This window comes from Iamia sp. SCSIO 61187 (assembly GCF_019443745.1).
Taxonomy (GTDB): Bacteria; Actinomycetota; Acidimicrobiia; order Acidimicrobiales; family Iamiaceae; genus Iamia.
Genome location: NZ_CP050948.1, coordinates 3,040,001 through 3,056,467, shown reverse-complemented (window position 1 = coordinate 3,056,467; position 16,467 = coordinate 3,040,001). Strand labels below are relative to the sequence as shown.

At 75.4% G+C, this 16,467-nt stretch carries 16 protein-coding genes; 10 read left to right on the top strand and 6 right to left on the bottom strand.

Going from position 1 to position 16,467, the window contains the following annotated elements; translation table 11 throughout:
• Nucleotides 1–58: 58 nt before the first annotated feature.
• From HC251_RS14485 to HC251_RS14475, 3 genes are read left to right on the top strand one after another with little or no spacing between them, the layout of a single operon-like run.
• The gene (locus HC251_RS14485) at nt 59–616 is read left to right on the top strand and encodes a GNAT family N-acetyltransferase (RefSeq protein WP_219941312.1); all 558 of its coding nucleotides are present in this window, start codon (nt 59–61) and stop codon (nt 614–616) included.
• Entirely contained in the window at nt 613–2,079 is a 1,467-nt protein-coding gene (locus HC251_RS26035; protein WP_219941311.1) for an AAA family ATPase, read from the top strand. Before HC251_RS14485 ends, HC251_RS26035 begins: the two co-directional genes overlap by 4 nt.
• Nucleotides 2,072–2,803 (top strand): VIT family protein, encoded by a 732-nt coding sequence (locus tag HC251_RS14475; protein ID WP_219941310.1) that lies wholly within the window; start codon nt 2,072–2,074, stop codon nt 2,801–2,803. The genes HC251_RS26035 and HC251_RS14475 overlap by 8 nt, the downstream gene beginning before the upstream one ends.
• On the opposite strand, the gene HC251_RS14470 is transcribed toward HC251_RS14475, so the two are convergent.
• Genes HC251_RS14470 through HC251_RS14455 form a run of 4 tightly spaced genes read right to left on the bottom strand, consistent with a single transcriptional unit; the run spans nt 2,764 to nt 4,957 of the window.
• Entirely contained in the window at nt 2,764–3,348 is a 585-nt protein-coding gene (locus tag HC251_RS14470) for a ferric reductase-like transmembrane domain-containing protein (protein WP_219941309.1), read from the bottom strand. The two genes, HC251_RS14475 and HC251_RS14470, sit on opposite strands and share 40 nt — an antisense overlap.
• Nucleotides 3,345–4,238, bottom strand: coding sequence for an FAD:protein FMN transferase (locus tag HC251_RS14465; RefSeq protein ID WP_219941308.1), 894 nt, complete (start codon nt 4,236–4,238; stop codon nt 3,345–3,347). The genes HC251_RS14470 and HC251_RS14465 overlap by 4 nt, the downstream gene beginning before the upstream one ends.
• 16 nt (nt 4,239–4,254) lie before the next feature.
• Nucleotides 4,255–4,647 carry a hypothetical protein gene (locus tag HC251_RS14460; RefSeq protein WP_219941307.1) on the bottom strand — a complete coding sequence of 131 codons (393 nt, stop codon included), beginning with the start codon at nt 4,645–4,647 and terminating at the stop codon, nt 4,255–4,257.
• On the bottom strand, nt 4,640–4,957 hold the full coding sequence (locus HC251_RS14455) for a hypothetical protein (protein ID WP_219941306.1): 318 nt from the start codon (nt 4,955–4,957) through the stop codon (nt 4,640–4,642). Before HC251_RS14455 ends, HC251_RS14460 begins: the two co-directional genes overlap by 8 nt.
• Before the next feature lie 237 nt (nt 4,958–5,194).
• Between HC251_RS14455 and HC251_RS14450 the strand changes: the two genes are divergently transcribed.
• Together HC251_RS14450 and HC251_RS14445 are read left to right on the top strand one after the other, a co-directional pair.
• Entirely contained in the window at nt 5,195–5,881 is a 687-nt protein-coding gene (locus tag HC251_RS14450) for a response regulator transcription factor (protein ID WP_219941305.1), read from the top strand.
• Entirely contained in the window at nt 5,882–7,231 is a 1,350-nt protein-coding gene (locus HC251_RS14445; protein WP_219941304.1) for a HAMP domain-containing sensor histidine kinase, read from the top strand.
• A 15-nt stretch (nt 7,232–7,246) separates the two neighbouring features.
• On the opposite strand, the gene HC251_RS14440 is transcribed toward HC251_RS14445, so the two are convergent.
• Nucleotides 7,247–9,886 carry a cation-transporting P-type ATPase gene (locus HC251_RS14440; protein ID WP_219941303.1) on the bottom strand — a complete coding sequence of 880 codons (2,640 nt, stop codon included), beginning with the start codon at nt 9,884–9,886 and terminating at the stop codon, nt 7,247–7,249.
• 53 nt (nt 9,887–9,939) lie between these two features.
• Nucleotides 9,940–11,079, bottom strand: a complete 1,140-nt coding sequence (locus tag HC251_RS14435) for a GAF domain-containing sensor histidine kinase (protein WP_219941302.1) — start codon at nt 11,077–11,079, stop codon at nt 9,940–9,942.
• Nucleotides 11,080–11,145: 66 nt separating this feature from the next.
• Here HC251_RS14435 and HC251_RS14430 point away from each other — a divergent pair, with 66 nt between their 5' ends.
• The 5 genes from HC251_RS14430 to HC251_RS14410 all read left to right on the top strand — a co-directional run bounded on the left by HC251_RS14430 (nt 11,146) and on the right by HC251_RS14410 (nt 16,412).
• On the top strand, nt 11,146–11,796 hold the full coding sequence (locus HC251_RS14430; RefSeq protein WP_304608279.1) for a response regulator transcription factor: 651 nt from the start codon (nt 11,146–11,148) through the stop codon (nt 11,794–11,796).
• A gap of 123 nt (nt 11,797–11,919) precedes the next feature.
• The gene (locus HC251_RS14425) at nt 11,920–13,356 is read left to right on the top strand and encodes an amino acid permease (protein WP_219941301.1); all 1,437 of its coding nucleotides are present in this window, start codon (nt 11,920–11,922) and stop codon (nt 13,354–13,356) included.
• 10 nt (nt 13,357–13,366) lie between these two features.
• On the top strand, nt 13,367–14,170 hold the full coding sequence (ddaH, locus tag HC251_RS14420; protein ID WP_219941300.1) for a dimethylargininase: 804 nt from the start codon (nt 13,367–13,369) through the stop codon (nt 14,168–14,170).
• Nucleotide 14,171: 1 nt separating this feature from the next.
• On the top strand, nt 14,172–15,395 hold the full coding sequence (locus HC251_RS14415) for an arginine deiminase (RefSeq protein ID WP_219941299.1): 1,224 nt from the start codon (nt 14,172–14,174) through the stop codon (nt 15,393–15,395).
• Between the two features lie 60 nt (nt 15,396–15,455).
• Entirely contained in the window at nt 15,456–16,412 is a 957-nt protein-coding gene (locus tag HC251_RS14410) for a carbamate kinase (protein ID WP_219941298.1), read from the top strand.
• Nucleotides 16,413–16,467 lie beyond the last annotated feature (55 nt).

The following is a 16,467-nucleotide window of genomic DNA, read 5'->3' as shown; positions in this document are numbered from 1 at the left end:
GGCCCTGTCCCCGTCGAGCCCGTCCCGCCACGCTGGGGCAGGTGCCGAAGGAGGAGCCGTGCCGATCGTGAAGCCCCCCACCGTGGTCGTGCCCTCGGGTGAGCCCCCCGTCGGTCGCGTCACCCTCCCCGACGGGCGGACGGCCGTGCTGTCGCGCATGCGGTCGACCGACGGCCTGCGCCTCCTGCGGTTCCACGAGACGCTGAGCCCCGAGACGACCTACCTCCGGTTCTTCATGATCCACACCCAGCTGAGCCCCGAGGAGGTCGACCACTTCGTCTCGGTGGACCACCACGACCGCGAGGCGATCGTCGCCACCATCGACGACGAACTGGTCGCCGTCGGTCGCTACGACCGCACCGCCGGGACCCAGGCGGCCGAGGTCGCGTTCCTCGTCGCCGACGCGGTCCAGGGCCAGGGGCTCGGTCGGGCGCTCTTCGACGCCCTCGTGGCCCGGGCCGGCGAGGAGGGGATCACGGCCTTCGTGGCCGACGTCTTGCCCCACAACACCCGCATGCTGCGCCTGTTCCGCAGCACCGGCCTCCCGCAGCGGCGCCGCTTCGAGGAGGGCGTCGTCCGCGTCGAGATGGACGTGGGAGGGGGCGACGGGCGGTGACGGGCGGCATCGGGTCCGACCTGGACCTCCGCCTCGTCGAGACCCACACCGCGGTCCTGCTGTTCATGGGGGACCGGGTGCACAAGGTGAAGAAGGCCGTCGACCTCGGGTTCCTCGACCACCGCTCCCGCGAGGCCCGCCTGGCCGCATGCCGGGAGGAGGTCCGTCTCAACCGGCGCCTCGCACCGGACGTCTACCTCGGTGTGGCCGACGTGGTCGGGACCGACGGCGACCTCTGCGACCACATGGTCGTCATGCGCCGCATGCCCGAAGACCGCTGCCTCACCCGCTGCGTCGTGGAGGGCGAGGACGTCGACGACGCCCTGCGGGCCATCGCCCGGGCCGTGGCCACCCTCCACGCCCGGGGCGAGGTGGCACCCGGCGACCGCGACGTGGCCTCGCTCGACGCCCTGCGGTCGATGTGGCGGGAGTCGTTCGCCCAGCTGCGCGCTGCGGGGGTGGACACCGACGACAGCCGACGCGTCGAGGAGCTGGCGGAGCAGTACCTCGCCGGGCGCGGCGCGCTCCTCGCCCGGCGCATCGCCGACGGGTGGGTCCGCGACGGGCACGGCGACCTCATGGCCGACGACATCTACCTCCTGCCCGACGGGCCCCGGATCCTCGACTGCCTCGAGTTCTCGCCCCGGCTCCGCATCGCCGACGTGGTGGCCGACGTGGCCTTCCTGGCCATGGACCTGGAGCGGCTCGGCCGGCCCGACCTGGCCCGGCGGTTCCTCCACCTCTACCGGGAGATGTCGGCCGGGACGTGGCCGGCGTCGCTGGCCGAGCACCACGTGGCGTACCGGGCCCACATCCGGGCCAAGGTCGCCGCCTTCAAGGGGGCCCATGTCCTGGCCGGCGGGCACGCCACGCCCGAGGCGCTGCTGGCCATCGCCCGCCGCCACCTCGAGCGGGGGCAGGTCCGGCTGGTGCTCGTGGGCGGCCTGCCGGGCACGGGGAAGTCGACGATCGCCGATGCCATCGCCGACGAGATCGACGCCGTCGTGCTCCGCACCGACGAGGTCCGTCAGCGCATCGACGCCGGCACCGGTCCCGACCGCTACGACCCGGCCAACGTCCTCGCCGTCTACGAGCAGGCGGCCCGGGAGGCGGAGCAGCTCCTCGGCCTGGGCCACCACGTCGTGCTCGATGCGACCTGGAGCGACGCCGGGGCCCGGTCGGCGGCCCGGGACCTGGCCCGCCGGGCGGCGGCCGAGCTGGTCGAGCTGCGCTGCGTCGCTCCGGCCGCCCTCGCCGCCCGCCGCATCGAGGCCCGGGGAGCCGTCGGCGCCAGCTCGTCGGAGGCGACCCCCGCCGTGGCCGCCGCCCTGGCGGCCCGCTTCGTCCCGTGGCCCGAGGCGATCGAGCTCGACACCGACCGCGCCCTCCCGGTGTCGGTGGGGGAGTCGCTGGGCGCGCTGGGCTGGCCGGACCCGGCCCGGGCCGGAGCGACCCGTGGGTGACGAGGGCGGTGCCCGTCGGGCCCGGCACCGTCGCGAACCGCACGCCAGGTCGGTCTCGGCCCGCCTGGTGTGGCTGCGCGCCGCGGTGATGGGGGCGAACGACGGGATCGTCTCGACCGCCGGGCTGGTGGTCGGGGTGGCCGCGGCCACGACGCAGACGAGCGCGATCGCCACCGCAGGAGGGGCGGGTCTCATCGCCGGTGCCGTGTCGATGGCGCTGGGGGAGTACGTGTCGGTCAGCAGCCAGCGCGACGCCGAGCGGGCCATGGTGCGCCAGGAGGCCGACGAGCTGCGCCGGCTGCCCGAGCTGGAGCGGGCCGAGCTGGTCGGCATGCTCGAGGCGCGGGGCCTCAGCCCGGAGACGTCGGTGCAGGCGGCGGACGAGCTCACGGCCCACGATGCCCTCTCCACGCACCTCGAGCTCGAGCTCGGCCTCGACCGCGCCCGGCTGGCCGACCCGTGGGCGGCAGCAGGGTCGTCCGCCGTGTCCTTCGTCGTGGGCGCCCTGCTCCCGCTGGTGGCGATCCTGCTCCCACCGGCCGCCACCCGGATCCCGATCGCGGTCGGCGCCGTCCTCGTCGCCCTCGCCGGGACCGGTGCGCTCAGCGCCCGCCTCGGTGGGGCCCCCGTCCGGCGTGCCGTGCTCCGCCTGGTCGGAGGGGGAGCGGCCGCCCTCGCGGTCACCTACGCGGTGGGCGAGGCGCTGGGGGCAGCCGTCGGCTGACGCGGTCGCGTCGGTCGCCGCTCGCCCCGGTTCAGGGCCCGGTAGGTGGAGGCGACGGCGACGGCCACGATCGCGACCGCGCCGGTGACCTGGTAGAGCAGGTTCGACCGGTCGGACCCGGCCAGGGCTCCGTGCAGGGCGGTGAGCCAGAACGTGGCGTAGCTCGTCAGGTGGATGGCGTGCCACACCCGTCGGGGGAGGCGGCCCATCACGAGCGACGTCACCTGGACGGCGGCGAGCAGCCAGGCCGAGACGATGCCGAGGGCCACGGCCGCCGGCCGCCACGACGACGCCATGGGGACCAGGACGTCGGCCACCCCGAAGTGGACGTAGGAGTCGCCGACGAGGGCGGCGACGTGGAGGACGACGAGGGCGACCGTCAGGGCACCGAGCCAGCGGTGGAGGTCCAGCAGCCACGCCGGGCGCCGACGGTGCGGGAAGGCCCGGGTGGACAGGACCACGCCCCACAGCACCGATGCGGTGAGCATGAGCCAGGCGACGATCCCCGACGCCCGGGTGAGGTACCACCACGTCTGCGGGTTCACGGTACGGCTCCGGGCGCCCACGATGGGGTGGCGGGTGACGTCAGGGCGGTGCCGTCCCGGCCCACGAGCACGCCGGCGAGCCCCTCGCCCGCCAGGTGGGCGAGCCCGTCGCCCCGGCCGAGCAGCAGCGCGGCGGTGGCGGCGACCTCCGCCTGCCAGGCCGTCTCCGCCACCACCGTGGCGGAGGCGAGGTCGGTCCGGGCGGGGTGCCCGGTGGTGGGGTCGATGAGGTGGTGGCGCGGGGCACCGTGGACCCGCCACCGGCGGCTCTCGGTGCTCGACGTGGCGATCCCGCCCCGGTCGACGTGGAGCGTCACGATCGCCGTGGCCGGGGCCAGCGGGTCCTCGACGTCGATGGCCCACCGGTCCCGGCGCGGTGGTGTGCCGGCGACGACGAGGTCGCCGCCGATGCTCACCAGCACACCGCCCGCGCCGGCGTCCACGAGGTCGGTCGCCACCAGGTCGGCGGCGAGGCCCTTGCCGATGCCGCCCGGGTCGAGGACGGTGCCGGCCGGGACCCGCACGGTGGAGGCGAGGGGATCGAGCACGATCTCCCGGAGGTCCGCCCCCCGCCGGGCCGCCGCCGGCAGGGGGACGGCCGGGCACCCGTCGACGACGCTCCGCCCGTAGCCGGCACCGACGAGGTCCGGGAGCGTCGTGGGGTCGAACCGGCCGGCCGAGGACCGCCAGCCCTCGACCATGGCGGCGACCAGCACGATGGTGTCGCTGCTGACCGGGACCTCGGCGCCGGCGGCCCGGTTGATCCGGCTGATGTCGCTGGTCGGGCGGAAGCGGCTCCATCGGCGCTCGAGCTCGTCGATGCGCGCCATCGCCCGGGTGGTGCTCCCGGAGGGTGCGTCGACGGCGACGATCCTCACCTCGCTGGCCATCGCCCGACCCGCGTGCTCAACGGCTCCCATTGGTCCCCCCGTCGCTGCTCGTGGTCGGCGGGGTGGTGGCGATCTCGGGGCGGCCGGACCCGCGGGGCACGGCGATGGCGGGATCCGGCGCCGAGGCGCCGAGGGCGGGCTGGTCCACCCCCGCGGGCGCCGGGACCGCGGGGGCGGCGGGCGCGGGGGGCCGGGCCAGGGCGAGGGCGGTGACGATGGAGCACAGGGCGGTCGTGCCCACCGCCGTGGCCGCCCGGCGCGCCCCGGCGGCGACGTGGCGGCGCCGACGGAACGGCGACCGGCGCCCCGCTCGCGGCGCCGCGGGGGCCGAGGCTCGGCGGGCCTGCACGGCGGCGAGGCGTCGGGCCATCTCCTCGCCCGTGGCGGCAGCGGGCATCGGCTCAGCCATCGTCGTCCTCGTCCTCGTCCTCGCCCTCGCCGTGGTCGTCGTCGTGGTCGCCCACGGCGTCGCGGTCGTCGTCGTCGGCCCGGGCCCCGTCGCCGTCGTCGCGGGTGGGGGTGGTCACGGCGCCCGCGGGGGCCGGCGTGGACCCCTCGAACGCCGGTGGGGCGACGGTCGACGCGGCCGGCCAGGGCTCGGAGGTCCCGGTCGAGGTCCCGGCCCCGCCGACGAGCCCGGTCGTGGCGGCGAGGGCCACGGCGGCGGCGAGGACGATGGCGGTGATCGATCCGACGGTGATGGTCCGGGTGCGGTGCACGGTGTCCTCCGACTGCTGGGTGTGGGCCCCAGGCTGCGCTCGCCCCGTCCAGCGCCCGGCGAGACCAGGGTGAGCGCACGGTTAGAGGTGCGATCCGACCGACGTTCACCGTCCGCGCACCGGGCGTGCACCGGGGCCTGGGGCGGCGGACCCCAGGGTGGGGTCGAACCACGATCGGAGGACGACGTGCCCCGCACCACCGCCCCCGCCGAGCCGGGGCCCCGTACCCTCGACCGCATGGCCCGGATCGTGATCGTCGAGGACGACGACCTGATCGCCACGAGCCTCGCTCGGGCCCTCGGCGCGGCCGGGCACGACGTGACCGTGGCGGCCACCCTCGCCGCCGCCGAGGCCCCGGTCGCCGACGCCGACCTCGTCCTGTGCGACCTCGGCCTGCCCGACGGGGACGGGCTCGACCTGATCACCACCCTCGCACGGGACCAGCCGGGCCTGCCGGTCGTCGCCCTGACGGCCCGGGCCGAGGAGGGCGACGTGGTCGCCCGGCTGGCGTCGGGGGCGGTCGACTACGTCACCAAGCCCTTCCGCCTGGCCGAGCTCCAGGCCCGCATCGAGGCCCACCTGCGCCAGGCGTCGGCCATCCGCCCCGGCGGTCGGCGCGGTGGCGTCGTGCGCGTCGGCGACCTGGCCATCGACCGGGGGGCCCGCCGGGTGATGGTGGGGGCGAGGGAGGTGGCCCTCCGGCCCCGCGAGTTCGACCTCCTGGCCCGGCTGGCCTCCGACGCCGGGGACGTGGTCCGTCGGGAGGACATCATGAGCGACGTGTGGGACGAGAACTGGTGGGGGTCAACCAAGACGCTCGACGTCCACGTGAACGCCCTCCGGCGCAAGCTGGGCGAGGAGCCGGGCACCCCCAGCCGCATCACGGCGATCCGCGGCGTCGGGTACCGGCTCGAGGTCGCCTGAGTGCGCACCCGCCTGCTGGTCGGCACCCTGCTGCTGGCGACGGCGGCCATCGTCGCCTTCTTCATCCCCGCCGCCTTCGCCCTCGACGACGCCGAGCGGGCGGCCCACGAGGCCGAGCTCCAGCGGGAGGCGGCCGACGCCGCCGCCCTGCTGGGCGAGCGCTACGAGAGCGTCCGGGGCGTCGGGCCCGACGGCGGGGTCGACCAGGACGGCGACGACGAGACCGACGAGGACGGCGGCGAGGACGACGAGACCGACCGTCCGGTCCCCGCGGGAGCGGACGAGGACCACCTCTTCGGCCTCTACGACGCCGATGGGCGCCTCGTCCTCGGCGTCGGACCACCCGGCGCCGACGATCCCGTCCGGTCGGCGCTGCGGGGGCGCTCGGCGACCGCCCGCGTCGGCGACCTCCGCGTCGCCGCCGTCCCCCTCGCCGGCGGCGGGGCCGTCCGGGCCGCCGAACCGGCGTCGGAGGCCGACGTCCGCACCCGGGCGGCCATCCTCCGCCTGGCGTCCGCCGCCCTGCTCGTGCTCCTCGCCGGTTCCGTGGCGGCGTGGCTCCTGGCCCGCCGCCTGACCCGCCCGCTGCGCGACGTAGGCCGGTCGGCGACCCGTCTGGGCGGGGGCGACTTCACGGCCACGGCACCCACGACGGGCATCGCCGAGATCGACGAGGTGGCCTCGGCCCTCAACACCAGCGCCACCCGGATCGGGGCCATGGTCGCCCGGGAGCGGAGGCTCACGGCGGACACCTCGCACCAGCTGCGCACACCGCTGGCGGGTCTGCGGGTCGCCCTCGAGACCGAGCTGGCCCACCCGCGCCCGGACCCCACCGCGGTGCTGACCGAGGCGCTCGGCGCGGTGGAGCGCATGGAGGGCACGGTGGACGCCCTCACGGACCTGGCCCGAGACGAGGAGGTCGGTGCGCCCATCGCCCTCGACGAGGTGGTCGCGGCGGCCGCGGAGCGGTGGCGACCGTTCCTGCGCGCCCAGGACCGCCCCCTCCACGTCGAGGCCGCCAGCCAGGCCACGGTCTCGGCCCGGGTGGCGGCCCTCGACACGATCCTGGACGTCCTGCTCGACAACGCCCTGCACCACGGCTTGGGGGCGGTGACCCTCGCGGCCGAGGCCGCAGGCGGGTCGGCCCGCGTCGTGGTGGCCGACGAGGGGCGCTGCCCGCTGGCCGACGATCGCCTCTTCGCCCGGCGGTCGTCGTCGGCGGGGCGGACGGGCATCGGCCTCCACCTGGCCCGCAGCCTGGCCGACGCCGAGGCCGGCCGGCTGCGCCTGGTCGACCAGGACCCCACGACGTTCCAGCTGGTGCTGGCCACGGTCCCCGGCGGCGGGTGACCGGCCCCACCCCGATCAGTCGGCCACCCGACGCTCCCGCCGTCGGGCCCGTCGCGCCTTGTGGACGGTGTCGGCGGCGAGCACGGCGGGCACGGCGAGGAGGGCCACCGCCAGCCCGGCCGCGGGAGGGGCGGCGTGGTCGAGCACGGCGGCGATCGGTGGGATGAGGAGGAACCCGGCCAGGGCGAGGAGCGACGCGGCCACGGCGACGAGGAGGGGCCGGTTCGTCGTCCCGCCCATCCGGTGGACCGGCAGGCTGGCGCTGCGACAGGCGAAGGCCGTCGCCATCTGACCGAGGATCACGGCGGCGAAGGCCGCGCCGGAGGCGGCCAGGAGCGCCTGCCCCTCGGGGGCGGGGCCGGCGGGCCAGCGGCTGGCGACGGCGAGGGCGACCGAGAAGGCGGCCATCTCGACGGTCGCCTCGGTGACGCCCAGGACGCCGAACACCCGCCGGAGGAGGGCGCCGTCGACGAGGTGACGGCGCTCGGGCGGGCGGTGCATCACCTTCGGGTTGGCCGGCTCCGCCCCCAGGGCCAGGGAGGGGAGGAGGTCGGTCCCGATGTCGAGGCAGAGGATCTGCAGCACGCCCAGGGCGAGGGGGAAGGAACCCCCGCTGAGGGCCCAGATCACGAACGGCGTCAGCTCGGCCACGTTGTCGGTCAGGTGGTAGGTGAGGAACCGACGGATGTTGGCGAAGGTGGCCCGGCCCTGCTCGACGGCGGCGACGATGGTGGCGAAGTCGTCGTCCAGCAGCACCAGGTCGGCGGCGCCCCGGGCGACGTCGGTGCCCGACCGGCCCATGGCCACGCCGATGTCCGCCTTCCGCAGGGCGGGGGCGTCGTTGACCCCGTCCCCGGTCATGGCCACGACGTGACCCCGGCGTTGCAGCGCGGTGGTGATGCGGAGCTTGTCCTCCGGGGTGACCCGGCTGATGACCACCCCGTCGTGGTCGAGGACCTCGCCCAGGGCGTCGGCGTCCTCGGGCAGATCGTGCCCCTGGAGCACGAGCCCCTCGGGACCGAGCAGGCCGACCTGGGCGGCGATGGCCCGGGCGGTGGTGGGGTGGTCGCCGGTCAGCATGGCCACCTTGATCCCGGCCTGGCGGCAGATCGCCAGCGACGCCTCGACCTCCTCGCGCGGCGGGTCCTGGAGGGCGAGCAGCCCGAACAGCTCGAGGTCGGCCTCGATGCGGTCGAGGTCGTGGGCGGTGGCGTCCTCGTCCTCGTCGCCGGGCCGGGCCGGCCGCCCGGCCACGGCCAGCACGCGCAGACCCCGCGCCGCCAGGTCGTCCACGACGCGGTCGACGCCGGCGACCTCGGTGCACGCCGGGAGGACGCAGTCGGGCGCGCCCTTCACCAGGAGCCAGCCGCCGGCGAGGCACGACTCCCGGCGGCGGTCGGCGTCGAAGGGGTGCTCGGTCACCACCTCGGCGGCGACCAGCGGGGAGTCGGCGGCGTCGTCGGCGAGGCGTCGGGCCAGGGCGTCGATGGCCGCCTCCATGGGGTCGCCGACCGGGCGCCACGTGCCGTCGCGCTCCTCGGCCCGGCCCTCCGAGGCCAGCCGGCCGGCGAGGGCGGCCCGGGCCGCGAGCGCCCGCGCCGCCGGGACCCCGGAGACGGCGGCCACCGGTCCGTACCCCTCGCCCCTCACGTCCACCGCCCCCGCCGGGGTCCAGACGGCGACCACCCCCATCTCGTTGCGGGTGAGGGTGCCCGTCTTGTCGGTGCAGATGAAGGTCGTCGCGCCCAGGGTCTCGACCGCCTCGAGGTGGCGCACCAGGGCGTCGCGCCGGGCCATGCGCTGGGCACCGATGGCGAGCGACAGGGTCACCGTGGGCAGGAGGCCCTCGGGGACGAGCGCCACCGTCACCCCGATCGAGAGGAGGAAGGCGTCGCGGAGGGGGGTGCCGAACAGGGCCGAGGTGGCCAGGAACGTGGTGCCCACCCCCACGGCGAGCACGGCCACGGTGCGCACCACCCGGTCGAGCTCGCGGGACAGGGGGCTGGCGGGCCGCTCGACGTCGGCGGTGAGCCGGGCGAGGGACGCGAGGCGGGTCGACCCCCCGACGGCGACGACCTCCCCCTCGGCCTCACCGGTGACAAGGTAGGTGCCGGCCCGGGCGGCGGCCCCCGGCTCGACGGGGACCGGATCGCTCTCGCCGGTCAGCATCGACTCGTCGACGGTGGCGGAGGGGGCGTGGCGCACGACGAGGTCGGCCGGGATCCGGTCGCCGGCGGCGAGGACCACGGCGTCGCCCACCACCAGCTCGGACGCCTCGACCCGGGTGAGCTCCCCGTCCCGGCGGACGGTCACCGAGGCCGGCAGGAGGTCGCGGAGCGCCTCGGCGGCGCGCCCGGCGCGCACCTCCTGGACGAACGCGAACACGCCGTTCACCACGATCACCACGACGATCGCCACGCCCAGCTGGGGCATGCCGGCCACCACGGCGAGACCGGCCGCGGCCCAGAGCAGAAGGGCGAAGAAGTGGACGAGCTGCCCCACGAGGCGGCGCCAGGCCGGGATCGTCGCCGCGGTCGGCAGCACGTTGGCCCCGTCCCGTCGGAGACGGGCCGCGGCCTCGGCCCGGGTGAGGCCGGGCGCGCCCCCAGGCGCGTCCCCCGCCACCTGCGCGGCGGGGGTGGTCGACGACGTCACGCCCCGAGCGTGCGCCCCTGCCGTCCGCCCCGGCAGGGCCGAACGTCACCGCGTCAGGAGGTGGGGACCGTCCAGTGGATCCGGGTCCCGGTGGGCCGCCCGGGCTCGATCGTGCAGCCCCCGCCCAGCTGCGTGGCCCGTCCCTCCATGTTGCGCAGGCCGTCGCCCCGCGGGGCCGCCGGGTCGATGCCGCGTCCGTCGTCGACGACGCTGAGGTCGAGCCGGCCGTCGCGCACGGTGACCCCGACCTCCACCTCGTGGGCCTGGGCGTGGCGGGCCACGTTGGAGAGGGCCTCGCGGATGACGGCGAGGAGGTGGTCGGCGATGCCGGGCTCGACACCGCTGTCGACGGGGCCGGCGAAGCGGACGACGGGCTCGTAGCCCAGCCCCCGCCCGGCGTCGGCGCACACGGCCAGGATCTCCTGGCGGAGGCTGCGGCCGGGGAGGCGGCGCTCCTCGAGCTCGAAGATCGACGAGCGCACCTGGCGCACCGTCTCGTCGAGGTCGTCGACGGCCCGGTGGAGGCGCTCGGTGATGGCGGGCGGCAGGTCCGAGCGGCTGATGCCCTCCAGGCTGAGGCCGATGGCGAAGAGGCGCTGGATGACCCGGTCGTGGAGGTCGCGGGCGATGCGGTCCCGGTCCGCCATCATCGAGATCTCGCCGACGCGGGCGTGGAGGCGGGCCTGGTCGATGGCGATGCCGGCGGCGGCGGCCAGGGCCACGGCCATCTCCTCGTCGACGTCGGAGAAGACCTCGTCACCCTGGCGGTCGCAGAGGTAGAGGTTGCCGAACACCTCGCCCCGGATGTGGATGGGCACGCCGAGGAACGACGTCATCGGGGGGTGGTTCGGCGGGAACCCGTAGCTGTCCGGGTGCTCGCTGAGGTTCGGGAGGCGGATCGGGCGGGGGTCGGTGATCAGCAGCCCCAGGATCCCGTGGCCCTTGGGCAACGGGCCGATGGCGGCCCGGGTCTCGTCGTCGACCCCGACGGTGATGAACTGCGACAGCCGCAGGCCCTCGTCGTCGAGCACGCCGAGCGCTCCGTAGCGGGCGTCGACCAGCTCGGTGGCGGCCTCGATGATGCGCTGGAGCACCGAGGGCAGGTCGAGCTCGGAGCCCACGCTCAAGACGGCGTCGAGGAGGCGGCGCAGGGCGGCGGGCCCGGCGTGGAGTCCGAACGTCGGGCGGGTCACGGGGCGATCGTAGGGGCAACCGCCGGCGGGCACGGGAAGGGGGCCGAGTCCTGCGATGATGGGGCCGTGACGATCCGGATCTTCCTGCTCGACGACCACGAGGTGGTGCGCCGGGGGGTGCGCGAGCTGCTGGAGTCCGAGGACGACCTCGAGGTCGTGGGGGAGGCGGGGACGGCGGCCGAGGCCCTCGCCCGCATCCCCCCGACCAACCCCGACGTGGCCGTGCTCGACGTGCGCCTGCCCGACGGGTCGGGGGTCGAGGTGTGCCGCGAGGTGCGCTCGGCCCGCCCGGACCTGGCGTGCCTCATGCTGACGTCGTTCTCCGACGACGAGGCCCTCTTCGAGTCGATCCTGGCCGGGGCGGCGGGGTACGTGCTCAAGGAGGTGCGCGGGGGCGAGCTCATCTCGTCGATCCGGCGGATCGCGGCGGGCGAGACCCTCCTCGACCCGGCGATCACGACGCGGGTGCTGGAGCGCCTGCGGCGGGGGCCCGAGGAGGACGAGCGGCTGGCCGGGCTGACCGACCAGGAGCGGCGGATCCTGGCCCTGCTGGCCGACGGCCTCACCAACCGCCAGATCGCCGAGCAGATGATCCTGGCCGAGAAGACGGTCAAGAACTACGTGTCCAACCTGCTGGCCAAGCTGGGCATGAGCCGCCGCACCGAGGCGGCGGTGTACGCCGCCCGCATGGCCGAGCGCCACCGCACCGACCGCTGAGCCGCCAGGGCCGTTTGCGCCCGACGATCGGGACCTTCGGCTCTACGGGGGAGAGGCGCTCGGCGCGCACCTTCGGGTGAGAGAGGTGGGCGACCCCACCTCGATGACACACGGAGGTGCGCCATGACGGCGACACTGGACCGGCTCATCCACCGAACCGCCCGGAGCGGCTCCCCCGGGAAGGGCGCGCTCGGGCTCACGTCGTCGACGGCGCTCGTCGTCGGCAGCATCATCGGCACGGGCGTGTTCACCATGCCCGCGGTGATGGCCGGGGCCGGGACGAGCTCGATCATCACCCTCGGCATCATCGCCGTCGGCGCCCTCCTGCTCGGGGTGCTCTTCGGGCAGCTCACCCAGCGGGTGCCGAGCACCGACGGCGGGCTCTACGCCTACACCCGCCATGAGTTCGGTGACTTCGCCGGGTACCTGACCGCCTGGTGCTACTGGATCACCTGCTGGGCCGGGAACGCCGCCATCGTCTCGTCGTGGGTCCTCTACGTCGAGTCCTTCTTCGGCATCGACGCCCCCTCGGCCTGGACGAGCTTCGGGATCGCCCTCACCGGCCTGTGGATCCCCGCCATCGTGAACCTCGCCGGCGTGCGCCAGATGGCCTGGTTCCAGAAGCTCACCGTGGTGCTGAAGTTCCTGCCCCTCCTGCTGGTCGGCACCGTCGGGTGGTTCTTCGTCGACACCGCCAGCTTCGGACCGTTCAACGCCAGCGGCGGCAACCTCTACGACGCCGTCAACCTGGCCGCCGGGGTCGCCCTCTTCTCCTTCATCGGGGTCGAGGTGGCCTCCATCGCCGCCGGCCGGGTCCGTGACCCCCGCCGCAACGTCGGGCGGGCATCGGTCATCGGCACCGCGGCCAGCGGGCTCCTCTACATCGCGGTGACCGCCGCGGTGATGGGGCTCGTGCCCCACGACCAGCTGGTCGACGACGGCGCCCCCTTCGTCGCCGCCTTCCAGCAGATGTTCGACGTCGGCTGGGCCGGCAAGGCCGTGGCCCTCGTCGCCATCATCAGCGGCCTCGGCGCCCTCAACGGGTGGACGATGGTCACCGCCGAGATGCCCTACGCCGCCGCCCGGGACGGGCTGTTCCTCCCCGCCTTCGCCAAGGAGTCGAGGACGGGCGTGCCCTGGTTCGGGATCGTCGCCTCCACCGTCGTCGGCTCGCTGCTGATGGCCTGGAGCTACAGCAGCGAGACCGGCCTCAAGGTGTTCACCTACCTCGTCTACCTGTCGGTCGTCACCGTGGCCATCCCGTACTTCCTGAGCGCCTGCGCCCAGCTCGCCTACCTGGTGTCCGGCCGGCGGGCGGTCCAGGGGTGGGCCCTCGCCCGGGACCTCACCGTCTCGGTCGTCGGGATGCTGTTCTCGCTGTGGGTCACCTTCGCCTCCGGCTACCAGTCGGTGTACCAGGCGATGCTGCTCCTGCTCCTCGGGATCCCGCTCTACGGCTTCCTGAAGGCCCGGCGCGAGCGGCTGGGGCTGGCCTCGCCACCGGTCGAGGCATCCGAGATGCCGGCGGCCGAGCTCGTCGACATCACCAGCGAGCGCTGAGGAGGACACCATGAGCACCATGCGCGCCCTGGTCCGTCCGCCGGTCCCCCGCCTGGCCGAGGGGCTGGTCACCCACATCGACCGGGTGGAGGTCGACGTCGACCTCGCCGTCCGCCAGTGGCACGGCTACCGGGCCGCCATGGAGGCGTTCGGGTGGGACCTCGTCGAGGTCCCCCCCGCCCCCGAGTGCCCCGACTCCGTCTTCGTCGAGGACGCGGTGGTGATGTTCCGCAACGTCGCCGTCGTCACCCGACCCGGGGCCTCCTCCCGGCGACCCGAGACGGCGGCGGTGGCCGAGGTGCTCGAGGGGATGGGGGCGTCGATGAACCGCATCGTCGCCCCCGGTCTGCTCGACGGCGGTGACGTCCTCAAGGTGGGCGACACCGTCTTCGTCGGGCGGGGCGGGCGCACGAACCACGAGGGCGTGCGCCAGCTCCGCTGGATCCTGGAGCCGCTCGGCGCCACGGTCGTCGCCGTCCCGCTCACCAAGGTCCTGCACCTGAAGTCGGCGGTGACCGCCCTCCCGGACGGCACCGTCATCGGCTACCTGCCCCTCGTCGACGACCCGCTGCTGTTCCCCCGGTTCCTGGGCGTCCCCGAGGAGTCCGGGGCCCACGTGGTGCTGCTCGGGGAGGGGCGGCTGCTCATGGCCGCCGACGCCCCCCGCAGCGCCGAGCTGTTCACCGACCTGGGCTACCACCCCGTCCCGGTCGACATCAGCGAGTACCAGAAGCTGGAGGGCTGCGTGACGTGCCTGTCGGTGCGCCTGCGCGACCTCCCGGCCGGGCGCCCGGCGCCCAGAGAGGAGCCGTGAGATGCGGTTCGGGGTCCACTCCGAGGTCGGGCGGCTGCGCCAGCTGATCGTCCACCGGCCCGGCCTCGAGCTGGCCCGGCTGACCCCCTCCAACGTCGAGGAGCTTCTGTTCGACGACATCCTCTGGGCCAAGCGGGCCCGGGAGCAGCACGACGCCTTCGTCGGCGTCCTCCGCGACCGGGGCATCGTCGTCCACCACCTCGACCGGCTCCTGGCCGAGACCCTCGCCGTCCCGGCCGGTCGGGCCGAGATCCTCGACCAGGTCTGCACCGCCGACGCCGTGGGCGCCAGCCTCGTCGACCCGCTCCGCCAGCAGGCCGAGGACCTCGACCCGGAGCTCCTGGCCCGCCACCTCGTCGGCGGGGTCCTGAAGTCCGAGGTCGACCTGCAGGACGCGAGCAGCCTCCGCTGGAGCACCCTGCGGGCCGACGACTTCGTCCTGACCCCGCTGCCGAACCACCTCTTCCCCCGCGACAACTCGTGCTGGGTCTACGACGGCGTCTCCATCAACCCCATGGCCAAGCCGGCCCGCCGGCGGGAGACCATCCACATGCGGGCCATCTACCGCCACCACCCGCTCTTCGCCGGGCGCGACTTCCCGATCTGGTTCGGCGGCGACGGCCTCGACCACCAGCCGGCGAGCATCGAGGGCGGCGACGTCCACGTGCTCGGCCACGGTGCCGTCCTGGTCGGGATGGGGGAGCGCACCACCCCCATGGCCGTCGAAGCCCTGGCCCGGGCCCTGTTCGCGGCCGACGCTGCCACCCAGGTCATCGCCGTCGAGCTGCCGCGGTCGCACGCCTTCATGCACCTCGACACCGTCGCCACCATGATCGACGTCGACACGTTCGTCGCCTACCCCTACCTCGACACCGACCTGCGCTCGTGGACGCTCCGCCCCGCCACCGAGCCCGCCGGCGTGGTCGTCACCCCGAACGAGGACCTGTGGGCCTCCGTCGCCGGCGCCCTCGGCATCGACAAGGTCCGGGTCCTGCGGACCGAGGAGGACGTGCGGGCCGCCGAGCGCGAGCAGTGGGACGACGGGTCGAACTTCCTGGCCGTCGAGCCCGGCGTCGTCGTCGGCTACGACCGCAACGTCACCACCAACACCATGTTGCGACGGGCGGGCATCGAGGTCATCACCATCGACGGCAGCGAGCTGGGGCGGGGTCGGGGCGGTCCCCGCTGCATGACCTGCCCCATCGAGCGAGAGGCGGCCGGATGAGCACCGACCGGCGCGGCCGGAGCGTCGAGGGCCTGCTCGTGGCCAGGTCGGGGGCCTGAGATGCGCATCGTGTTCGCCCTGGGCGGCAACGCCCTGCTCGAGCGGGGCCAGCCGCCCGACGCCGCGGTCCAGGAGGGCAACATCCTCCGCGCCGTCGCCGCCCTGGCCCCGATGGCGCGCCACCACGAGGTGGTGATCACCCACGGCAACGGCCCCCAGGTCGGGCTGCTGGCCCGGGAGACGAGCCACGACGCCGACCTGGCCCGGCCCTACCCCTTCGACGCCCTCGGGGCCGAGACCCAGGGGCTGATCGGCTACTGGCTCCAGCAGCACCTCGGCAACGCCCTGCCCGGGCGTCACGTGGTCGCCCTCGTGACCCAGACGGTGGTCGACGCCGACGACCCCGGGTTCGCCCATCCGACGAAGCCCATCGGGCCGGTGATGGACGAGGCCACCGCCCGCCGGGTCGCGACCGAGGAGGGCTGGGCCGTCGCCCCGGACGGGCCGTGGTGGAGGCGGGTGGTGGCCTCGCCGGAGCCCCGCAGCATCGTCGAGCTCCCGGTGGTCGAGCACCTGATGCGGGCGTCCACCATCGTCATCTGCGCCGGAGGCGGCGGGGTCCCGGTCGTCCGCGACGCCGAGGGGCGGCGCCACGGCGTGGAGGCCGTCGTCGACAAGGACCTCACCGCCGGCGTGATGGCCGAGCGCCTGGGCGCCGATCGGCTGATCCTGCTCACCGACGTCCCCGCCGTCGAGCTCGACCACGGCACGCCCGACGCCCAGGCCCTCCACCACGTGACCGCCGGGGCCCTGCGGGCCCACGACTTCGCCGCCGGCTCGATGGGCCCCAAGGTCGACGCTGCCTGCCGGTTCGTCGAGCGGACGGGTCAGGTCGCCGGCATCGGTGCCCTCGAGGATGCCGCCGCCCTGGTCGACGGCCGGGCCGGAACGGTGATCTGGCCGTCGGAGCCGACCCCCCAGGGGGCCCGCCTCGTCCCGGCCCTCCGCCGCCTCTGATCGGCGCTGCCCGGGACCTTCGGCCCTACTGGCGGGCCGGGGCGGTCGAGAGGAT

Excerpts from the sequence above, each read along its gene's own strand:
- HC251_RS14465 (WP_219941308.1), bottom strand. The coding sequence starts at position 4,238 with ATGGCCAGCGAGGTGAGGATCGTCGCCGTCGACGCACCCTCCGGGAGC.
- HC251_RS14460 (WP_219941307.1), bottom strand. The coding sequence starts at position 4,647 with ATGGCTGAGCCGATGCCCGCTGCCGCCACGGGCGAGGAGATGGCCCGA.
- HC251_RS14450 (WP_219941305.1), top strand. The coding sequence starts at position 5,195 with ATGGCCCGGATCGTGATCGTCGAGGACGACGACCTGATCGCCACGAGC.
- HC251_RS14425 (WP_219941301.1), top strand. The coding sequence starts at position 11,920 with ATGACGGCGACACTGGACCGGCTCATCCACCGAACCGCCCGGAGCGGC.
- ddaH (WP_219941300.1), top strand. The coding sequence starts at position 13,367 with ATGAGCACCATGCGCGCCCTGGTCCGTCCGCCGGTCCCCCGCCTGGCC.
- HC251_RS14415 (WP_219941299.1), top strand. The coding sequence starts at position 14,172 with ATGCGGTTCGGGGTCCACTCCGAGGTCGGGCGGCTGCGCCAGCTGATC.
- HC251_RS14410 (WP_219941298.1), top strand. The coding sequence starts at position 15,456 with ATGCGCATCGTGTTCGCCCTGGGCGGCAACGCCCTGCTCGAGCGGGGC.